Origin of the sequence: Vibrio sp. L85 (assembly GCF_963871815.1) — a bacterium.
In the GTDB taxonomy this organism is placed as follows: Bacteria; Pseudomonadota; Gammaproteobacteria; order Enterobacterales; family Vibrionaceae; genus Vibrio; species Vibrio harveyi.
In genome coordinates this window covers 194,329-213,253 of sequence record NZ_CAWMYL010000176.1, presented here as the reverse complement: position 1 = coordinate 213,253, position 18,925 = coordinate 194,329, and the positions used below count along the sequence as shown (strand labels likewise).

At 44.6% G+C, this 18,925-nt stretch carries 20 protein-coding genes; 8 read left to right on the top strand and 12 right to left on the bottom strand.

Going from position 1 to position 18,925, the window contains the following annotated elements; all coding sequences use genetic code 11:
- Positions 1–3 precede the first annotated feature (3 nt).
- On the bottom strand, positions 4–525 hold the full coding sequence (locus AACR11_RS18440; protein WP_005439241.1) for a DUF2058 domain-containing protein: 522 nt from the start codon (positions 523–525) through the stop codon (positions 4–6).
- 195 nt (positions 526–720) lie between these two features.
- On the opposite strand from AACR11_RS18440, the gene AACR11_RS18435 reads away from it, so the two are divergent.
- The gene (locus tag AACR11_RS18435; protein ID WP_029790124.1) at positions 721–2,163 is read left to right on the top strand and encodes a glutathione synthase; all 1,443 of its coding nucleotides are present in this window, start codon (positions 721–723) and stop codon (positions 2,161–2,163) included.
- Between the two features lie 58 nt (positions 2,164–2,221).
- Here the strand turns inward: AACR11_RS18435 and AACR11_RS18430 are convergent, their stop codons facing one another.
- From AACR11_RS18430 to AACR11_RS18410, 5 genes are all read right to left on the bottom strand, one after another.
- Complete coding sequence (locus AACR11_RS18430) at positions 2,222–2,407, bottom strand: hypothetical protein (RefSeq protein WP_005451314.1); 186 nt, start codon at positions 2,405–2,407, stop codon at positions 2,222–2,224.
- A gap of 163 nt (positions 2,408–2,570) precedes the next feature.
- The gene (locus tag AACR11_RS18425; RefSeq protein WP_029790123.1) at positions 2,571–3,662 is read right to left on the bottom strand and encodes an alkene reductase; all 1,092 of its coding nucleotides are present in this window, start codon (positions 3,660–3,662) and stop codon (positions 2,571–2,573) included.
- A 10-nt stretch (positions 3,663–3,672) separates the two neighbouring features.
- Positions 3,673–4,302: a GrxB family glutaredoxin gene (locus AACR11_RS18420; RefSeq protein WP_009699218.1), complete on the bottom strand. Its 630-nt coding sequence runs from the start codon at positions 4,300–4,302 to the stop codon at positions 3,673–3,675.
- Between the two features lie 79 nt (positions 4,303–4,381).
- The gene (locus AACR11_RS18415) at positions 4,382–5,569 is read right to left on the bottom strand and encodes an MFS transporter (protein WP_005451319.1); all 1,188 of its coding nucleotides are present in this window, start codon (positions 5,567–5,569) and stop codon (positions 4,382–4,384) included.
- A 100-nt stretch (positions 5,570–5,669) separates the two neighbouring features.
- Positions 5,670–6,338, bottom strand: coding sequence for an SDR family oxidoreductase (locus AACR11_RS18410; RefSeq protein ID WP_005451320.1), 669 nt, complete (start codon positions 6,336–6,338; stop codon positions 5,670–5,672).
- 121 nt (positions 6,339–6,459) lie between these two features.
- Here AACR11_RS18410 and AACR11_RS18405 point away from each other — a divergent pair, with 121 nt between their 5' ends.
- The gene (locus AACR11_RS18405) at positions 6,460–7,377 is read left to right on the top strand and encodes a LysR family transcriptional regulator (RefSeq protein WP_029790122.1); all 918 of its coding nucleotides are present in this window, start codon (positions 6,460–6,462) and stop codon (positions 7,375–7,377) included.
- 109 nt (positions 7,378–7,486) lie between these two features.
- Here the strand turns inward: AACR11_RS18405 and AACR11_RS18400 are convergent, their stop codons facing one another.
- From AACR11_RS18400 to AACR11_RS18385, 4 genes are all read right to left on the bottom strand, one after another.
- Positions 7,487–7,792: an NIPSNAP family protein gene (locus AACR11_RS18400; protein ID WP_029790121.1), complete on the bottom strand. Its 306-nt coding sequence runs from the start codon at positions 7,790–7,792 to the stop codon at positions 7,487–7,489.
- Between the two features lie 48 nt (positions 7,793–7,840).
- Positions 7,841–8,380 (bottom strand): nucleotidyltransferase family protein, encoded by a 540-nt coding sequence (locus AACR11_RS18395; protein ID WP_079324976.1) that lies wholly within the window; start codon positions 8,378–8,380, stop codon positions 7,841–7,843.
- 8 nt (positions 8,381–8,388) lie between these two features.
- Positions 8,389–8,766 (bottom strand): MmcQ/YjbR family DNA-binding protein, encoded by a 378-nt coding sequence (locus AACR11_RS18390; RefSeq protein ID WP_005451324.1) that lies wholly within the window; start codon positions 8,764–8,766, stop codon positions 8,389–8,391.
- Between the two features lie 85 nt (positions 8,767–8,851).
- Positions 8,852–9,745, bottom strand: coding sequence for a LysR family transcriptional regulator (locus AACR11_RS18385; protein ID WP_009697182.1), 894 nt, complete (start codon positions 9,743–9,745; stop codon positions 8,852–8,854).
- A gap of 160 nt (positions 9,746–9,905) precedes the next feature.
- Here AACR11_RS18385 and AACR11_RS18380 point away from each other — a divergent pair, with 160 nt between their 5' ends.
- Complete coding sequence (locus AACR11_RS18380) at positions 9,906–10,775, top strand: Vmh family MBL fold metallo-hydrolase (protein WP_050582052.1); 870 nt, start codon at positions 9,906–9,908, stop codon at positions 10,773–10,775.
- 65 nt (positions 10,776–10,840) lie between these two features.
- Here the strand turns inward: AACR11_RS18380 and AACR11_RS18375 are convergent, their stop codons facing one another.
- On the bottom strand, positions 10,841–12,421 hold the full coding sequence (locus AACR11_RS18375) for a DEAD/DEAH box helicase (RefSeq protein WP_029790119.1): 1,581 nt from the start codon (positions 12,419–12,421) through the stop codon (positions 10,841–10,843).
- A 901-nt stretch (positions 12,422–13,322) separates the two neighbouring features.
- Here AACR11_RS18375 and AACR11_RS18370 point away from each other — a divergent pair.
- The 3 genes from AACR11_RS18370 to AACR11_RS18360 are packed head-to-tail and all read left to right on the top strand — an operon-like array spanning position 13,323 to position 17,020.
- Positions 13,323–14,678, top strand: a complete 1,356-nt coding sequence (locus tag AACR11_RS18370; RefSeq protein WP_029790118.1) for a TackOD1 domain-containing metal-binding protein — start codon at positions 13,323–13,325, stop codon at positions 14,676–14,678.
- Positions 14,665–15,981, top strand: a complete 1,317-nt coding sequence (locus tag AACR11_RS18365) for a glycosyltransferase family 2 protein (protein WP_017819371.1) — start codon at positions 14,665–14,667, stop codon at positions 15,979–15,981. The genes AACR11_RS18370 and AACR11_RS18365 overlap by 14 nt, the downstream gene beginning before the upstream one ends.
- A 1-nt stretch (position 15,982) precedes the next feature.
- Complete coding sequence (locus tag AACR11_RS18360; protein WP_009697177.1) at positions 15,983–17,020, top strand: HlyD family secretion protein; 1,038 nt, start codon at positions 15,983–15,985, stop codon at positions 17,018–17,020.
- Between the two features lie 68 nt (positions 17,021–17,088).
- Here the strand turns inward: AACR11_RS18360 and AACR11_RS18355 are convergent, their stop codons facing one another.
- Positions 17,089–17,796, bottom strand: coding sequence for a lipoate--protein ligase family protein (locus AACR11_RS18355; protein WP_029790117.1), 708 nt, complete (start codon positions 17,794–17,796; stop codon positions 17,089–17,091).
- Positions 17,797–18,035: 239 nt separating this feature from the next.
- Here AACR11_RS18355 and AACR11_RS18350 point away from each other — a divergent pair, with 239 nt between their 5' ends.
- Both AACR11_RS18350 and AACR11_RS18345 read left to right on the top strand, forming a co-directional pair.
- Positions 18,036–18,500 carry a hypothetical protein gene (locus tag AACR11_RS18350; protein ID WP_079324974.1) on the top strand — a complete coding sequence of 155 codons (465 nt, stop codon included), beginning with the start codon at positions 18,036–18,038 and terminating at the stop codon, positions 18,498–18,500.
- Between the two features lie 79 nt (positions 18,501–18,579).
- Positions 18,580–18,906: a DUF4156 domain-containing protein gene (locus AACR11_RS18345; protein WP_005451338.1), complete on the top strand. Its 327-nt coding sequence runs from the start codon at positions 18,580–18,582 to the stop codon at positions 18,904–18,906.
- The last annotated feature ends 19 nt before the right edge of the window (positions 18,907–18,925 follow it).

The window sequence follows — 18,925 nt, the reverse complement described above, 5'->3', positions numbered from 1 at the left end:
GCATTACCACATCAGATCGTCTGGTACGACGAAATCTGCGTACGGGTCATCTTCTGCAGGGATGTCTGCTTCTGGTTCTTTCTGTTCGATGATCACTGATTCATCGCGTTGAGCAATCTTGTTTGCTACACCACGTGGGATGACAACGTAGCTTTCACCAACAATCGCGATTGCCAAGATGCCTTTGATAAGCTGTTCGCGGATCTCTGACTCAACGTACAGAGATTTCACTAGCGTGCCGTGTGTGAAGTTGTACTTGATGTCGCCATCTTTCAAATCAACCTTGTTCATTTCAATCAGTTGGTTGATTTGCGCTTTGATTTCTTTGTTCAAGCGCTCAGCGTTTTGTTGCTCGCTCAATTGCTTGTCACGCTCTAACTGCTGACGTTTGTTCTCTTCAACCGCCGCTTTTACTTCGCGAGCTTGAACACGTGATTTTTTAGAGCCTTTTTTCGCTTTTTTCAGTTTTTTCTCGTTAACCAAGCCTGCTTTTAGCATCTGCTCTTGAAGGGTAAGTTTTGCCATGATCTATCCAGTTAGTGCGCAATTTTGTGCATTTTAACCAGTCATCCGCCGCAAAGAAAGAGGGTTAAACATACGGCGGGATATGACTCGGCGCTTTGTTGAGCAAAAAAACGAAAAATAAATCGAGAAAGTGTGCGTCTTATTGCAACTTCCAGCGTCTTAAGTACATTAGGCGAAAAATTTTGAAGCAAAAACATGAGTACCTCAGACAAACAAACCATCCCGCAACAAGTGATTGAAGAAGCTTGTGAGTGGGCAATCATGCACGGCGTGGCATTTCGTCAAGCAGATAACACCGCAAGACACTGTCCTTTTAGCTTTGCGCCAATGACGATAGAGCGTGATGTATTCGCACATTTGAAGAAAGTGACGCCGTTGATCGCCAAGCTGATCAGTCATGTGTCTGAGGATTATGAATTCCTGCAAACCTCCTTAGCCGAGCTAGGCAAAGCCGATACTTTCTTTGAGCGTTTGTTGGAACTGCATAAAGAGGTTCACCATGAAGCAGCACGCCAACCCCTGTTGTTAATACGAACCGACTTTATGGATGATCGTCAACACGGCGCGAAAGTCATCGAGTTTAATGGCATTGCGGCTGGGATGGCGCCTTTTGGTCAGCGTGCCACAGAGCTGCATCAATTTTTGAGCTCTCAGTGGGGCAGCGTTTACCAACAATGGTTAGAAGATAAAACGGCAACGCCAGCTGATAACCAAGGCATGCAGCAACTTGCGCTTGGCATTGCCACTGCCGCGAGAAAAGTCAAAGCGCATTTTAATGAAGAAGGCGCACCGACGTTTTTGATGGTGGTGCAGAAAAACGAAGACAATGTGTATGACCAACACTTACTCGAAGTGGAATTGCAGAAGCTTGGCGTTCGCACGGTAAGACGTACCTTTGAGCAGCTAAGTTCACAGCTATCGAGTGGTGACAATCAACGCCTCTTGTTAGAAAACATTGGCGGTCTTGACGTTGTGTACTTGCGCGCAGGTTATCAATATATGGACTACTTCTCGCCAGAGCTAAATGAACCAATCTGTTGCCACACCTTGAGCCAGACTCGTTTGTTCATGGAAAAGCACTACGTGGCGATGAATGCGACCATCAGTCAACAGTTGGCGACCAGCAAATCAATGCAAATGTTGTTAACCATGATGCCGGCAAGTGAGTATCAGCGCTGGGGACTCAATCTTGAAGAAGCCGAGTTGGTCAAAAGCGTATTGGCAGAGATGAAGCCAATTAACACTGATACGATCAAATGGTTTGCTGCTTCTGGTAACAAAGACGAATGGGTATTGAAAAACCAAGGTGAGGGCGGTGGTCACTGTATCTTTGGTGACGATATTGCGAAACAGCTGAGTCGACTTCCGCAAGAGCAATACAGCGCTTGGGCTTTGATGCAGCGTTTGTATCCGCATGAAAGAGAAACTCCGACGATTGCGGTGCGTGATGCAAAGCAGAGCGTGGTGACGGATCTTGTGAGTGAAATTGGCTTATTCACGGCGCACTATCAAGGTGAACCTGTAACGCAATTGGATGGCTACGCGGGCTATTTGATTCGCAGTAAACCAGCCAGTGAAAACGAAGGTGGCATCCACAGCGGCAAAGGCATCTTAGATTCTTTAGTGCTGGTGGATTAAAAAGAAACACTCTCCATGAGTAAAACGTGGAGAGTGTTTTTATTTGTGGATTAGTCGGTTACATGTGACCCATACCGTGGAACATCCCACCAAAAAGCGCCCCTAAGATACTGAAAATAATACCTAGGATGATCATTGCAGGAATTGAAGCGATAGCGAACTTGACCATAAAGATCACCATCGACATAAATGGCATTTTAATATCAACAACCGTCACTTCCTGTTTTGTTTTTTCATCAGACACGAGCGTTCTCCTAAATTTGCATTCTGAATATGCAGCCAGTTTATTACACTCAAACTTAAGAAAACGTTGAGCTGTGTTGCGCTTTTCTTTTTATGGGATAGCAACTGATTAATCTGAGAAATACGGCACGCTATGAATCGTTATCAGAAGCGGGTAAAGCCTCTCAACTAAGCGCCGGATAATCTGTATAGCCGTGTTCATTACCACCAAAGAGTGTGGAGCCATCCAGTTCTGCCAGAGGTTGTTGGTGCTGTAAGCGCGCCACCAAGTCTGGGTTAGACACAAACGGGCGTCCAAACGCGACTAAATCCGCATAACCTTTCTCAAGTACCTCGTCAGCACGCTCTTGGGTGTAACTGCCCGCGACGATAATCGTATTGGTGAAGTATTCGCGCAGTTCGATGCGGAAGCTTTCTGGAATCACTGGTGCGTCGTCCCAATCCGCTTCAGACAGGTGTAAGTACGCAATATCACGAGCTTGAAGTTGTTTCGATGCATCGAGGATGGTTGGCACAATGTCCGGGCAGTTCATGTCCTTGAAAGTGATGAAAGGTGCGAGTCGTACTCCCACTTTGTTGGCACCAATGGCTTCGCTCACCGCATCGACCACTTCTAATAAAAAGCGAAGTCGGTTTTCGCGAGTACCGCCGTAGTTGTCGGTTCTGTGGTTTGAATTGGTACGTAGGAATTGGTCAATCAGGTAACCATTACCGCCGTGGATTTCGACGCCATCGAAGCCTGCTTCAATCGCACGTTTCGCTGCATGGGCAAAATCACTTACCACACGGTCAATATCGGCTTGAGTCATCGCCCGTGGCTCTACACAATCGACCATGTTGCCGTTGCCTTGCTCGTCGGCAATCCACACTTGGGTTTCTACGGGTTTTAGTGCTGATGGGGCAATAGGCTGTTCACCTTTTTGGAATGTTGGGTGTGATACACGACCGACATGCCACAACTGACAAAACATAGCTGCGCCTTGCTCTTTTGCTGCTTGAGTGACGGTTTTCCAGCCTGCCACTTGTTCATCAGTGTAGACGCCTGGTGTGAATGAGTAACCCTGCGAATCGTCTGAAATCTGGGTGGCTTCAGAGATGATTAACCCTGCGGTAGCGCGCTGCTTGTAGTAAGTCGCCATCATTTGGTTTGGAATGTTTCCCGGTTGGCTAGTGCGCGCTCGGGTCATTGGAGCCATGGCTACGCGGTTTTGCAGAGTTAGTTGTTTCAGCTGTGTTGGTTCAAATAGTTTGCTCATGATCGATTCCTTACTTAAGTAGTGGTACTTGGGTCTTGTTGCTTACAGATTCCATCCAATCTTTCACAGCGTTGTCCCATTGGATTTCTGCGGCGCTGAAGAACCCGCGCAAAATAGAAAATAGGATCGCTTCGTCTACCAAAGTCACATGCTGATAAGAGTCGAGATTCAACACGCTTTTCGCACGTTCAATGAGCGCTTCGACCTCTTTGGCAATGTTTGGTGTGTCTTGCAGAAGTGCATCAAAGTTGAGTGCATCCGTTTCCTTTTTTGCGCGCCAAGCTTGTTGTGCAGACTGAGTGGCAAACTCTGGCAAATCCATGTTTGACCAACGTGGGTAACCCACTTTTTGTAATGGAAGGAACGCGATTTTTTGCCAATCCAACACCGCTTGCGACGGTTGGCTTGTTTCACTTGATGTTGCCAGTTCAAGGAAGTAAGCGATGATATCGAGACTTTCTGCCATCGCTTCACCATTGTCTTTGATAAGAAGTGGCACTTGCTTGGTTCCAATCAGGTCTGTTGTGGTTTTATCGTCGTCATAAGCAATATTGATGACGTCGAGTTGGATATTCAGCATGCCAGCAACGTAGCGGACGCGAGCACTGAATGGGCAATGTTCGTAAATGTAGAGTTTCATAGTATTTTCCTGGTGATTCGTATTGGGTAGCCCCGCTTGCTCGAGAAGCGTTAAGTCAGGGCTACCTGTAGGGATGACATTAGTTGTTGAAGCTCGGAGCTAACTCAGCCTGTTTGCTTTCTTTGCGGTTTGCCTTGGCGATGAATAGCAAACCAATCAGTGGAACAATGATGGCTGCGTAAGGGATCATGCTTGCGCCCATTTGGCTATCGAGCACCATGCCGCCTAAGAAACCGCCAAAGGCATTAGCTAAGTTGAACGCCGAGATGTTTGCCGTCGCTGCTAATTCCTGACCTTCACCACCGTGGTTCATTACTCGAAGCTGCATTGCTGGTACGTTGGCGAATGACGCAATACCAAATACAAAGGCGGTGGCAATGAACAGCACTTTGCTGTCTACAGTGATTCCGACCAGTACGAGTGACACAATCATCGCGATAGCCCAGAACATAGATGCTTTTTGTAGGTTTTTATCCGATGAACGACCACCCATGGTGTTACCAACAATCAGACCGACACCAACGATAACCAGAATCCAAGTTACGGCACTTTCACCAAAGCCAGTGATGTGCATGGCGATAGGGGCGATGTAGCCATACAGAGTCATGAATCCCGACCAAGCAAATACGGTGATCGCAAGGCTGATAAGTAGCATTGGGTTTTTGAACGCAGCTAATTGTGCTTTGACATCTTTTGCTTCGCCATGACCGGTGGATTTGATCACTGAAGTGATAAAGAACAGAGCGACTAAACCAAAAGCTGCAACGGTCAAGAAAGTGGTGTGCCAGCCGAATTGCAAGCCAATCCAGGTACCGCCAGGCACACCTAAAACGTTAGCCAGCGTTAAGCCCGCGAACATTTGTCCGACCGCACGACCTGCCATTTTTTCTGAAACCAAATTGGTCGCGACCACGGCACCGATGCCGTAGAAAGGACCTTGAACTAAACCTGTGATCACTCGGCTGACCATCAATACAAAGTAGTTCGGCGCGAAAGCGGACAGCACGTTGCCGAGAATAAACAGCACCATTAGCCCAGCCAGTACGGCTTTCTTGTTAAAGCGTGCTAAGTAAATCGTAAGTAGCGGACCGCCAAATACAATGGCAAGTGCGTAGGCACTGATTAGGTAACCGGCTTGTCCTTCCGTGATGGACAAAGAGTTGGCGACTTGAGGAAGGATTCCTGCAATAACAAATTCTGCGGTACCGATAGCAAAAGCTGCAAGTGTTAAGATCCATACCTGCAGCGGCATTTTTTCTTTATTCATGGGGGAGTCTCTTTTTTTAATTAGTTTTAACCCATTGGTGCCATGCTTTTTTCTTGCTCTGGCACCTTGTTTTTATTTGTTGTTATCCAAACGCGTGTTGTTAGCCAAGCAGTGCGCCACCATCGACATCAATCACGGCACCGGTCATATAGGTGTTTTCAATCAGAAGTAGGTAAGCTTTTGCAACGTCACTGGCTTCGCCAACTTTGCCCACTGGTAAGCTATTTTGTGTGCGTTTGTACATGGCATTTCTGTCGTCTTCGTTCATGCCTTGATACGCCTCAGTTTTGGTCAAACCTGGGCTGACTGCATTCACTCTGATCGGAGCCAGTTCTTTCGCCAGTACCTTTGTGGTTGCTTCAATGGCAGCGTTAATCGCGGTTTTTACGTAGGTGTTAGCAACAACTTTGCGCGATAACATGCCGGACGTTAGCGTGATTGATCCGCCTTTCTTGATGTAGCGTGCTCCATGTTTCGCTGCGTTGATGGCGCCCCAAAATTTGGTATCGAACGCGTATTTTGCTTGGGAAACTTCTACATCCACCACTTTGCCTGCTGGAGCATAAGAACCTGCTGTGACGATCAGGTGGTCAAAAGCACCAATAGTTTCGAAGTAGTGGTAAACCGACTGTTCATCGCTGATGTCTAACCCTGTTTTGCGGCTTGCTACGTGGACAACCGCATTGTCGCTCGCAAGTTGTTGGCTAAGTTCAGCGCCAATACCTGATGTGCCACCCAGTACGACATAAATGGTTTTTTCTGTTGTCATGATTTGTTTCTCCAATCTCGTTTCGATGGAGTCAGTATATTGATTGGAATAAATTTGATAATTGAGTAATATTTGAATTGATTATTCAGCTAAGATGAATAATGAAGTTTAAGGAGGGAATGTGGACAAGTTTTCGGATATGACGCTGTTTGTCAGCATAGTGAAGAACCAAGGGTTGGCGGCGGCTGGCAGAGAGCTCGGCTTATCGCCAGCAACAGTAACGGCAAGATTGCAGTCGCTGGAAGATCGCTATGGGGTGAAATTACTTAATCGCAGTACAAGGCATATCTCACTGACGGACTCTGGCGCTATGTACCATCAGGCATGCTTGGAAATCATCGACAGCGTCAAAGAGACGGAGAACTTACTCCAAACTGGCACCAAAGAAGTGCGCGGCACACTTAAAATCTCGGCTCCTCGTGATATTGGAAAGCAATACATTTCGCCAATACTGTCGGAATTTAGTCAGCTCTATCCCGATGTGATCCCTTATCTGTATTTGAACGATAACTTATCCAACTTAGCTGAGTCCGGTTTGGACATCGTTATCCGATATGGGGAGCTAGCCGACAGCAACCTTATCTCTCGCAAACTGGCGTCCAGTCGTAGAGTGCTTTGTGCTTCTCCTCAGTATTTGGCAAAGAAAGGTACGCCGATCACGCCACAAGATTTAGCACATCACGATTGTTTAGCCATGGTTCGCAGCAATGAAGAGTTGAAAACATGGCACTTTCAAGATGAAGAGCAGCACAATGTTGTTACTGTCGTACCGAAGCGTTTTTCTGATGATGGCGAAGTGATTCGTCAGTGGGTGTTAGATGGCGCGGGTATTGCGTTGAAATCGATTCTTGATGTACAAGAGGACATCAAACAGCAGCGTTTAGTGACGGTGTTAAATGGCTATATGAAGAACTTCAACGCATCGACCTCTTCTGCAGGCGCGGATTTGAACGTGATTTACCTGAGCCGCCAGTATCAACCCAAGCGACTTCGTTTGTTTTTGGATTTCTTGATTGAGCGTTTTCACACTCAATTTTAATGAGGCGAACGTTTCGATGTGTCGCATGGAAAGGCTACATCATACTGAGGTTAGAGATTAGTAACACAGCGCTTTTAAGAATATTGGCATCAAGTGCGGTGTGGCTGAGTTAGTTAAAAACAGGTCTGAAGAAGCTGCGTTCGTAACTCAATACACAGTCGGTCTCTTCCGCGAACTTAAAGGCTTGGATGCACTCTTCATCGTTGAGCGACTTTTCTCGGTATTCCTCATACGCCGCGAGGCTTGGGAATGTAAATAATGCCAGTGCAATATTGTTAGCACCTTCAGATGGAAGATAGTAGCCGTTGTGTTGTCCGCCAAATTTCTCTACTAACGGAATCCACATTTTTGCGTACTCTTCAAACTCTTTGGTTTTTTTTGCATCAATGACATAACGAACATAGCAAGTGATCATAAAGATAAAGTCCTTTTTATTTAGTTTATATATCCGAGAACCTTGAGGTTACTTGAGTACAAGTTTTAGGTTTGGCCAAATGGTTAGCCAATTTTTCTGAGTTAATCGCTGTCGAAATAAAACTAATGGTCGTTCTGGATTCCAAGTCAGGTAACCTCTAAACAAAGACTCAAATCCGAACGCTGAAATGCACTCTATCTGGTTCTTTTCGTTCAATCTGGCAGCAACCGCCGTCTCTTTTTCTGGCCAGTAACTCATCGCATCCAAGGTACTTTGGTATGGCTTATCACCATTTTTTAGGTGCATGTTTGCTTGATTACGTACTTGCCAGTTGAACTCTGGCATCATTGCAGTTAACTGGGCTTCATAAATCAACGCCGCCTTGTTATCTATTTCATTTGGGTCGAAGTAGACAATATCAAGGTCATTGAGTGGGGTAGGCTGCGGTTTGTGATGAAGATGGTCCCAAACTAGATTTCGTACGAAGCCTGCAGCAATGTAGCAATCTGGTAAAGCCAGTGAGCGAGCACATTCCATTGCTTTCATACGCTCAGGGTCGGCGAGCAATAATTGAACAAGATCTTCCATGTTCACCCTTAAGATTTGGCTGGTGGCAGCTCAATGCCCAATTCATCGCGTTTTCGCTTACTCAAGCCAAGTGCAACTAATCGATAAGATTCTGATAAATAGTACTTTAGCTCTTCGTCTAGGCGTCCGGAGGTTTCCGTTTGTTGAATCCACTTCATACCACGGTTTGCGAAATAAGGGGCAGGAATATAACCCTCATAATCACTTAAAAAATCGAAGTTTAAAGGGGAAGCTTTAAACGTAAATGCAGGCTGCTTGTCTTTGCTCCAGCCACCAATAGCAAATACCTTTCCACCGACTTTCCAAACGTGCGCATCACCCCATTGAACAACATGAGAAGTAGCAGCGAATGAGCCACAGAATTGATTAAATTCATCGTATGTCATGATGACGTCTCAACCTATCTTAGTCACGGATTTCGCTAGACTAACACAGGTTGAGAGTAAGGTTAGGACGTTTGCGGAAAAGTGCTCACCAGCGCTTGGATTCCGACATGCTAATGGAGAGATGGTCGATAAAGGCTCTTAATAACGGTGTGACTTGTTTACGTGTGCCATAGATGGCATGAACGCCTAACGTTTTTGGGTGCCATTCTGGTAACAGCTGAATCAACTTACCCTCAGTGAGCAAATCCTTCACGGTTGGGAAAGGCTGTAAGCTGATTCCGTTACCATTTAAAGCGGCAGCAAGCAGTACTTCCGGGGTATTCGCGCTGATATTGCCTTTGATGGAGACTGATTCATCACCGTTTGGTCCAGAGAATATCCACTCGGAACGACCAAAATAGCTAAAGGAAAGACAATTGTGGTGTCCTAGGTCTTGGGCGTTTAACGGTGCCCCTTTTTGTTCGATATATTTGGGGGACGCACATATCACCGAGCGGCATTCACCTAATTGCTTTGCTACGACATTAGCAGGCAACTCATTGGTGATGCGTATGGCAAGATCAATGCGTGATTCCACGAGGTTTACGGTTTCATCTGTCGACACAATATCAATCGCCACATCAGGCCATTGTTCAACAAAGCTTGTGATTGCATCAATGAGGAAGCTACTCACAATGGAATAGCTTGCGGTAATACGCAATTGACCTTTTAGATTCACTCGATTTTGGTTTCGGATTCCGCTTAGGGACTCTTCAAGTGCAAGTAGCTCTCGTGCAATCTCAAGCGTCTCTTTCCCTGCACTGGTTAAGCTGAGGCTTCGAGTTGTGCGGTGGAGTAAACGAGTATCCATCCACTTTTCGAGCTCACCTAGATAACGTGTCACTTTAGTTCGCGAAAGATCGAGATGCTCAGCGGCAGCACTTAAGCTTCCTCGCTCTACGATCGTGACAAAGACGTTCATTGCCTCAAGTCTGTCCATTCTGTTGCTTCACCTTAAGAAAATCGCCGTCACAGTATATGTCCGGATTTCGCAATAGTGAAAGTTGATTTGCTGTCTATTTCATCTAAAACCAATCAAATAAGATGACCTCAACACTAAACGAGCCGCATGAGTTGGTTCTCTAATACGGAATAAGATGATGAATAAGCGTTCAATTACTCTACTGATCACAGCACTAGCGGCATCGAACTATGTGTCGGCTGCGGACTTAACGATTACCCACTACAACCCCGGTAAAAATGCGATCTTTCCTGCAAGCTCTGTGCTTGTTTCTGGTGAAAAAGAGCTGATGTTGTTTGACGCACAATTTAGCGTCAAAGACGGAAAAAAATTGGTGGAACAGATTAAAAACACTGGCAAAGAGCTGTCGATGATTTACATCAGCAGCGGTGACCCAGACTATTATTTTGGCTTAGAGCCTATTGTTGCTGCATTCCCTGATGTAAAAGTGGTTGCGAGCGAAGCGGTTGTTAAACATATCGAACGAACAAAAGACGCGAAACTGGCGTACTGGGGACCTATTTTGGAAGAGGGGGCACCATCAAAAATTGTTGTGCCTACTGTGCTCAATGACACCACCCTGACGCTTGAAGGTAAGCGCATTGAAGTAAAAGAAATCAATACTCATGATGCTTACCTTTGGGTGCCTGCGGAGAAAACTGTATTTGGTGGTGTATCGGTTTACAGTGGTGTTCATGTTTGGATGGCGGACACTCAGTCGAAACAAGAGCGAGCTCAATGGTCTCAATCGTTGGAGCGTATGAAAGCACTGAAACCAAAAACCGTGATTCCGGGACACTACCTTGGTGATATGCCGAAAGGTGTGGAAGGTGTTCAATTCACTATAAACTACATCGCAGACATTGAGCAGACGTTAGAAAAGTCAAGCAAGCCATCATCAAGCGAGATTTCGGCAGCGATGAAGGCTAAGTACCCACAGTTTGCTGCGACAGAAGGTGATCTTGAACTGGGCGCGAAAGTGCTAAGTGGTGAAATGGAGTGGCATTAATCTAAGCTTGCTATTCGCCATACTGCCCAAAAAAACAGCCCCTAATTGTGAGGGGCTGTTTTTTATTATTTTGCTGCTTGTGGACGTGGCTTGCGACGTTGTCCTGATGGCTTGTTGCCTGACGGTTTGCCGTTTGAAGGTTTTGCACCCGCAGGTTTACCGCTGTTAGGCTTGCGGTTTCCTGATGGTTTACCACCGTTACCATTTTTATTTGCGCCTGATTTGTTCGTATTAGGCTGTTTGGTATTCGGTTTGTTACCGCTTGGCTTGTCGTTTGTGCGACCTTGACCATCACGGTTGCCTTTTGGCTTACCAGCGCCGCCTTTGCCTGATTTGTTTTCGCCCTTGCCATTTTTGTTGTCGCTGTTGAAACGACGCTTTGGTTTGTTGTTACCGCCGTTGTTTTTCTTCTCAGCTGTTTGACCGTTTTCACCTTCTGCTTTTGGCTTCTTAGGCTTTTTCGGTTTCTTTGGCTTGATAGGGCGAGTATCAAGCTTCGACTCTGGCAATACGTTAGTTGGTGCGTAGCCTTCCAGTTCTTTACGAGGCAGCAGTTGTTGAATTAAACGTTCAATCGCAAACAACTCGGATGCTTCAAGTGCGCATACTAAAGAAATCGCTTTACCCACTTCACCAGCACGACCGGTACGACCGATACGGTGAACGTAGTCTTCAGCTACTTTTGGCAGCTCAAAGTTAACCACTTGAGGAAGCTGAGGAATGTCGATACCGCGCGCAGCGATGTCTGTTGCGACTAATACGCGAACTTCGCCAGATTTAAAGTCAGCTAGAGCTTTAGTACGTGCGCCTTGGCTCTTATTGCCGTGAATTGCAGCTGCTGTAATCTTTTGGTCGATTAGGAACTTGGCTAAGCGGTTCGCGCCATGCTTGGTTTTGGTAAATACCAATACTTGTTTCCAATCGCCATCTTTGATCAGCTTGACCAGCATTGGTGCTTTCTTCTTCACGTCTGATGGGTAGATGCATTGTTCTACGGTGCGTGCTGTCGAGTTTGCTGGGTTAACTGAAATCTCAACAGGGTTGTTGACCAGACCTTTCGCAAGCTCACGGATTTCGTTTGAGAATGTCGCAGAGAACAATAGGTTTTGACGTTGCTTCGGTAGCAATTCAAGAATCTTGCGAATGTCGCGAATGAAACCCATGTCAAGCATGCGGTCTGCTTCGTCCAGTACTAGCATTTCTAGTTGGTCGAACTTCACTGCATTTTGGTTGTATAGGTCCATTAGGCGACCTGGTGTTGCAACCAATACGTCTGCACCTTTACGCAGGCGAAGCATTTGTGGGTTGATCTTCACACCACCAAATACCACTGCACTCGTTAGAGGTAGGTGACGGCTGTACATGAATACGTTTTCTTGTACCTGGGCCGCAAGCTCACGAGTTGGTGTCAGCACCAATGCGCGGATGTGGTTGCCGCGTACGCGTGGACCGTTTGACAGACGTTCAAGAATTGGCAGCGTAAAGCCCGCCGTTTTACCTGTACCAGTCTGTGCTGCTGCCATTACGTCTTTCCCTTCCAAAACAGCAGGAATTGCTTGAGCCTGAATCGGCGAAGGGGTGTCGTAGCCTTTTTCCTGAATAGCCTTAAGGATTGGAGCAGATAGACCTAACGAGGTAAAACCCATATGTATGATTCTCAATTGTCGAGTTTGATAACAAGGCGTCGATTTTATGCGCGACGCGAAAAGTGCGACATTCTGAGGCTTTTGGGCGTTAGCTTCAACTATTTCCGTCATGGATAAATGTTTGAGGTAGATCTCATTTCGAAATTGAGTGAGCTAATCAAGCGATTTGAGCGTTGAAGAAGAGCTCTCATACCTTTGGCATTTTTGGTCGTGATGATAGAGGAGGTAGGCTTAACAACACATTTCATAGATATGAATACTGTTGCTAAATGTAATTGTTGCTTATTAATTTAAAGGTGTCTTTTTTATTTTATAATATTTGGTTATGCAAATTAAATTTTCTTTCTATTTATAAAGCAAAAATATAGCAAACAATAAAACGACGCTTTGTAATTGAAAATTAAGAATTAATCTAATTTATTTTATGTGTGTAAAGTGAAGATGAAAAAATAGAAATAATCGTCTTAACAATGAGACCAATTGCTGTGCTTAAATGCTGAACGCCGAAACGGCTATTAAAATAAATAGATATAGTGGTAATAAGAGCGATCATAAACCACATAGATAAATGATATTCAGCTTGCTTAATAAAGGTTCCTTAATGTTCTCGTTTCTTCGTATTAATTTAAAATATATATCCTCATTTATTTATTATAAGTTCAACGTTATTCTTTCTGTCAATTAATTGACTGCTTCGGCGTGCCAGCGTGAAAGTACCGCTCTGTAACGCCCTGATTTGAAAATTATATAAATTCACTGCTGTTTACCTGACCACGTCATTTAGCGGTTCGGGTTCAAGGCATTTTTTGCGTTCCTGTCGATTAAATTATTCAAAAAAGATCTGTAAAGGTTCTATATTTTTAATTAGTAGGTCGTTCTAATATTTGTGTGAGTAATAATCATGTTAATTGAGAATGAAAAGTTCTATTGGCTCGGGGATAAACCAACGGAATACGAACTGGAAAATGTTGAGTATATCAATGAGGTAGAGGCACTGCCTGTTGGTATGGGAGGTATGTTTTGTGTAAACGCTTCGGAACCAAAGCAACTTGAAGGAATACTTAAAGCTTTTTACCAACAGCAAGAGCGATGGAGTTGGGCTGTCTACACCACGATTGAAACACCATATTCTCGATGTGTTACTGATGGCACTTTTGATTTAACGACGTCCTATAAAGCATGGCAAAGTTCGCGAAGCCGCCTCGAATCGGTACCTCAGGTGACGTCCTTAGATCCGCTGATTGGCTGGCTTGGCATAAATAGAAACCGCAGATTAACGGCGATGAAAAGCCTTGAATCTTCTTCAATTTATACGTATCCACTGATAGAAGCGTTTTACCCTGACATTTACTCAACCTATCGCTACGTGTTGTCCGAGAAAGCAAGAGATATTTTAGAAAGTGAACAACTGATGGATCGTATTCGTGTCTGTACGCATTGCAACAGCGGTCACTTGAATTACGTTGAAGTTTGCCCTCAATGCAGCAGTATCGACATTGAGTCTCAGAGTTCGCTCCACTGCTTTACTTGTGGTCACGTTGGTGAGCAGCAGTCATTTCAACGCCGCGGTAAGTTGGAATGCCCAAAGTGTTTAACGCAACTAAGACACATTGGTGTGGACTACGACCGCCCTCTAGAGAATCACGTTTGTAATCAGTGCTCTAATCTTTTTGTTGAAGCAGCAACGATGAGCCAATGCTTGAGTTGTGATGAGAAGATGAAGGTTGATGATCTCGTTGTGCGCAAGCTTTACCAATACCGTTTAGGTGAAGCAGGAGAATACATATTCCAGCACGGAAAGTCCTCTCAAGCTCCTGAGCTCTCAATCAAAGGCAAGGTTGAGAACAGTTTCTTCCAGAACTTACTCGCGTGGCTAAATAAAGTCGCTATGCGCCACAAAGAGCATCACCTACTTTTGGGGTTACACCTTCCATCTTTAGATGAGTACGGAAAGCAGCACGGTGACGCCAAGCTTTTCTCCTTGATGGATCAACTGACTAAGCGTCTTAGTGAGATATTCAGAGATACGGATATCTGCTGCCAATTTAAGCAAGATGTGTTGCTGGTGCTCATGCCGAATACCGAAACGTCTAGCTTATCGGTATTGCAGAACAAACTCTCGGTACTGGGAAGCCAAATTGAAGATGAAGAGTTTGAACTCAATGTCTTCTCATGGGCACTTCCTCAAGCAAGTATTGAAGATGGCGTAGCGGTATGGTTAGAAACACTGGTTGGTGATATTTATGCTGCAAGATAGTCTTGTTCTGCTTGATTATCTTCGCGGGATGCTGCTGCACAATGAAGAGCTGTGGCTACTGCTATTCCCGGTCATGATTATTATCGAACTGCCCTTGTACCTGTTGGTATTAACGGGCATTTTTCGATGGTCGTATGATCAGGAAGACGTTGAGTTGACGCAGTTTCCATCGATCAGTTTTGTCATCACTTGTTATGGCGAAGGGGATGCGATTGGAATCACCATCGACACTTTAGTTGAACAAGTGTATCCGGGTCACATAGAAATTCTCGCCGTCGTAGATGGCGCGGTACAGAACCAAGATACTTACCAAGCGGCGTTGAACGGAGAACTACGTCACGCTGGCGTCCGCAATCGCAAAGTACGGGTTATTCCAAAGTGGCAACGTGGCGGTCGAGTGTCGACTCTTAATGCTGGTTTATCTGTTGCTCAGGGCGAGATTGTGATTAACGTCGATGGTGATACCTCCTTTGATAACGACATGGTGTTTACCATGATGAAACAATTTACATCGAAAGATGTGATTGCAAGCGGAGGCGCGTTACGGGTTAGAAATCATGACGCCAATATTCTGACAAAAATGCAGTCCTTAGAATACATGTTGTCCATGCAAGCAGGCAAAACTGGGATGGCAAAATGGGGCGTATTAAATAATATTTCAGGTGCGTTTGGGGCTTTTAGAAAAAACTTACTCAAACAAGTGGGTGGCTGGGATACGCATACTGCAGAAGATTTGGATCTAACCATGCGTTTAAAACAATATAAGCGACGCTATCCAAACAATAAATTAGCTTTTGCCACACATGCGATTGGGCATACCGATGTTCCAGATACCTTAAAAGGGCTAGTTATGCAGCGTTTAAGGTGGGATGGCGATTTGCTTTTCCTATTTTTGCGTAAGCACAATGAAGGATTATCACCATCTCTTTTGGGGTGGGGTAATTTTCTATTTACTCTCGCTTATGGTGTGGTTCAAAACGTCTTATTACCTTTGTTAGTTGTTATTTTTACGGTGTATATGCTTATAGCGTATCCGCTTAAATTTGTTTTAGCGTTAATGCTGTTGCTGTACTTAACGTATTTATTTCTCTCTCTAATCATATTTATTGTTTATATCGGGCTGGTGTCTGAGAGAAGAAAAGAAGACTTAAAATTTACGAAATGGCTATTTCTATACCCCGTTTATCAGTTTTTCATGCGTCTAATAACGGCGTTTTCGATGGTGAATGAGGTAGTAAGACGCAGTCACGAAGAATCTAGCATGGCACCTTGGTGGGTATTGAAACGAGGCAAAAAGTTTTAGTATGAAAGTTAACTTTCACTTAGATAAAAAGAACAAGCCACAATCTGAGAGTGGCATGAAAGTCGCCTACGGTCAGGCGAAGCGTGGTGGTTATCGACTTCGTTGGTATCTGATTTTGGCAATTGTCATTAGCCCACTGTTATTTATGGCTTATTACTTGTTTAAGACGCAGATTCTAGTGACTGCGCCCGGTATCGTGACCTCTTATCCATTAACGATAACGGCGACTCAAGCCGCAATTGTTGGACCGATTCCGGCGAATGTTGGAGACGAGGTAGGCAAGGGGCAGTCTTTAATTCTATTGGCAGATAGTGCGTTAAACAAAGAAGTCGAGTTTTTACAAAAAGAGTTGGTTTCGTTGTCCAATAACAAGGTTCAAAGTACAGATGAGTTGTACCAGCAAGCGATAGCCAGTACCAAAACAAGCCTCGCTAAGGTGCAACAAATTCAGCAAAAGTACGACCAATTTAGAAAGAAAGGTCAGGTGTCAGAAGTGGATTACGCTGCGGTAGTTAACGTGAGCAATGCCATTGATAGCCAATTGAGCGACCAAGAAATAGCTTACATCAATGCCAAACGTGATAGAGAGCAATTGGCATTGGCGGGACCGGTTGCACAGCAGTATCGAGCGTTAATGCAAGAGCTTGTCGTAAAGCGTGCCCAACAAGAGAGCTTGACGTTTAGAGCCCCGTTTAGTGGTCGAGTTTTGGATATTCATGTTCATGAAGGTCAGCGCGTTACAGAGAATGCACCATTATTGACGGTAGCTCAGAACGTAACACCGGACATTACCGCATTTTTAAATCCTAAGTATCTGGATTACAGCCAAAAAGGAACCAAAGCGAAGGTCATCTTTCCTGACGGTAAAAAGTTATCTGCGACAGTTTCAAGACCGGTTGAAGTGGTTAACAAGCTACCCCAAGAGCTGCAAAGCCCGTTTGAGGGTCAACCAGCGTACCTGAAAGTCACATTATCTTTTGACGAACCAGTAGAGCAAACGAGATGGATTGAGGGCGTTGAAGTGGAAGTTCGTTTTTAACTTAATGAGTTTAATAAATGATAAAAGGGAGCAAACGCTCCCTTTTTTGATGAATATCGCGAATAGACTCAACGCTTCGCGTGATCCAAAAACGCTTGAGTCAGCGTTTGAAACAACGTATCAACACTTAGTTTTTGTTCTATATGGTCGAATAGGGGAGTATGAACGTCGCCACGAATATCATCGTTATGCCCGCAAAGGTGATTACATAGCTTTACTGGTTCAACGATTTTTTCTACGTCAGCATCTATGAGAATACAGGCTTGAGAGAGCACTACTTGTCCTCCGCCTTTTTTCAGTAAGACACGTTGTGCTGTCCCAACCACTTTTTTCCCATCAATATTTAAGTTGTATTCGCCATCACAATAGGAGTTTGGCGTAGCGTGCACATCAACTTTGACACCTAACTGTTTAAAAAACACGGCGAGTACGGAACATAAGTCGAGATACGCTTTTTTAATGTCGTAAGGTTGACCTTCAGGCCAGTGGTAGATATGAGAGAGGTTTATGATCCCCGGAACCTGTGGAACTGGTGCACCGCCGGTTTTACGTGAAAACAGCCTCCAACCTGAGTCTGCTAGACCTTGTTCTAGTTGCTCTGAAATTGTCCACTTCTTACCTGCTGGAAGCACTAGCGTAGGGCTTTTGACTTGCCACAACAGTAATACTTGAGAAAGTTGACCAGATTGAACAAGCTTGATTAACTCGTCTTCTTTGCTGAATACGTCCGCTACTTCTTTAGATTGGTAACGGATCAGTTTGTTTTTCGAAGTCAAATTCAGTCCCTCTTGCCGCTTACTCCTCTGTTTTACTCTAATTTGGTCAAAAAGCAAATCGCCTAGTTATTTATGTTTTCTATTAAATTACTAACTAAAACATAAACTTAATAAAAATCCATTTAATTAAGCTAAATTTTAATGATTTTATTTCAGGTGCAAGTGTTGCGTATGCAATGGTTGTTGTGTAATCTTTTTTTGTACCGTGAGTCCCAACAACATGAAAAGAGAATATCGCTATGAAAAAGACACTCAGCTTTGCTCATCGAATCACCTCTATTAGTGCATACCTGCTCATCATGAGCTTTTTCACCAGTACAGTCGCGGTTGAGTTGTTTGGTGATCATCACACAATTTTGGCGGTTAAAACTTATATCTCGTACGCGATTTGGGCAGTTGTCCCTCTTATGGCAGCAGCTGGCATAACCGGATCAAAGATGGCTCCGAATGTGAAAAAAGGACCTCTAGCGGCAAAGAAAAAGCGTATGCCTTTCGTTGCGATGAACGGCATCTTGATTTTGGTTCCGGCGGCGATTTATTTGCAGCATTTAGCCGCAAGTAATCAGTTTGATACGACCTTCTATATTGTTCAGTTGGTTGAGTTGCTTGCTGGTTTCACGAACCTAACATTGATGACGCTGAAAATTCGCGATGCGCGTGCATTAAAGAAGCCTAAGAAAGCTCCTAAACGAGCGGTTATGTAAAGCATAAAAATAATTTGTTGGTCATTGCCTAAACGATAAATAGAATCCGCAGACGATTTAATTCTAAGGCGATGAAATTATGAAAAAGTTAATGACTGGTGCAGCATTAGCAGCGTTATTAACTGGCTGTGTGACGTTCCCAACACAAGAATCTGAACAAGTAAAAGTGATTTGGGATGACGCAAACGCAATCGCGAACTGCCAACATTTAGGTACAGTGATCGGTTCAGAAGGTCACTTCTATGACTACTGGTTGCATGCGGACAAAGATATGGTTTGGGGAACGCTGAACCAAATGCGTATCAAAGCTGCTGAACTGGGGGGTGACACTCTTTATTTGTACCAACCGCTTGGTTTTTCGAGCTCAGTGACAATGTTCGCTAACGCGTATAAATGCCAGAACTAATAAACGCAGACCTGAGGTC

Bases quoted from the DNA above. Each gene is read 5' to 3' on its own strand.
- AACR11_RS18440 (WP_005439241.1), bottom strand. From the start codon at position 525: ATGGCAAAACTTACCCTTCAAGAGCAGATGCTAAAAGCAGGCTTGGTT.
- AACR11_RS18435 (WP_029790124.1), top strand. From the start codon at position 721: ATGAGTACCTCAGACAAACAAACCATCCCGCAACAAGTGATTGAAGAA.
- AACR11_RS18425 (WP_029790123.1), bottom strand. From the start codon at position 3,662: ATGAGCAAACTATTTGAACCAACACAGCTGAAACAACTAACTCTGCAA.
- AACR11_RS18420 (WP_009699218.1), bottom strand. From the start codon at position 4,302: ATGAAACTCTACATTTACGAACATTGCCCATTCAGTGCTCGCGTCCGC.
- AACR11_RS18415 (WP_005451319.1), bottom strand. From the start codon at position 5,569: ATGAATAAAGAAAAAATGCCGCTGCAGGTATGGATCTTAACACTTGCA.
- AACR11_RS18410 (WP_005451320.1), bottom strand. From the start codon at position 6,338: ATGACAACAGAAAAAACCATTTATGTCGTACTGGGTGGCACATCAGGT.
- AACR11_RS18400 (WP_029790121.1), bottom strand. From the start codon at position 7,792: ATGATCACTTGCTATGTTCGTTATGTCATTGATGCAAAAAAAACCAAA.
- AACR11_RS18395 (WP_079324976.1), bottom strand. From the start codon at position 8,380: ATGGAAGATCTTGTTCAATTATTGCTCGCCGACCCTGAGCGTATGAAA.
- AACR11_RS18390 (WP_005451324.1), bottom strand. From the start codon at position 8,766: ATGACATACGATGAATTTAATCAATTCTGTGGCTCATTCGCTGCTACT.
- AACR11_RS18385 (WP_009697182.1), bottom strand. From the start codon at position 9,745: ATGGACAGACTTGAGGCAATGAACGTCTTTGTCACGATCGTAGAGCGA.
- AACR11_RS18380 (WP_050582052.1), top strand. From the start codon at position 9,906: ATGAATAAGCGTTCAATTACTCTACTGATCACAGCACTAGCGGCATCG.
- AACR11_RS18375 (WP_029790119.1), bottom strand. From the start codon at position 12,421: ATGGGTTTTACCTCGTTAGGTCTATCTGCTCCAATCCTTAAGGCTATT.
- AACR11_RS18370 (WP_029790118.1), top strand. From the start codon at position 13,323: ATGTTAATTGAGAATGAAAAGTTCTATTGGCTCGGGGATAAACCAACG.
- AACR11_RS18365 (WP_017819371.1), top strand. From the start codon at position 14,665: ATGCTGCAAGATAGTCTTGTTCTGCTTGATTATCTTCGCGGGATGCTG.
- AACR11_RS18360 (WP_009697177.1), top strand. From the start codon at position 15,983: ATGAAAGTTAACTTTCACTTAGATAAAAAGAACAAGCCACAATCTGAG.
- AACR11_RS18350 (WP_079324974.1), top strand. From the start codon at position 18,036: ATGAAAAAGACACTCAGCTTTGCTCATCGAATCACCTCTATTAGTGCA.
- AACR11_RS18345 (WP_005451338.1), top strand. From the start codon at position 18,580: ATGAAAAAGTTAATGACTGGTGCAGCATTAGCAGCGTTATTAACTGGC.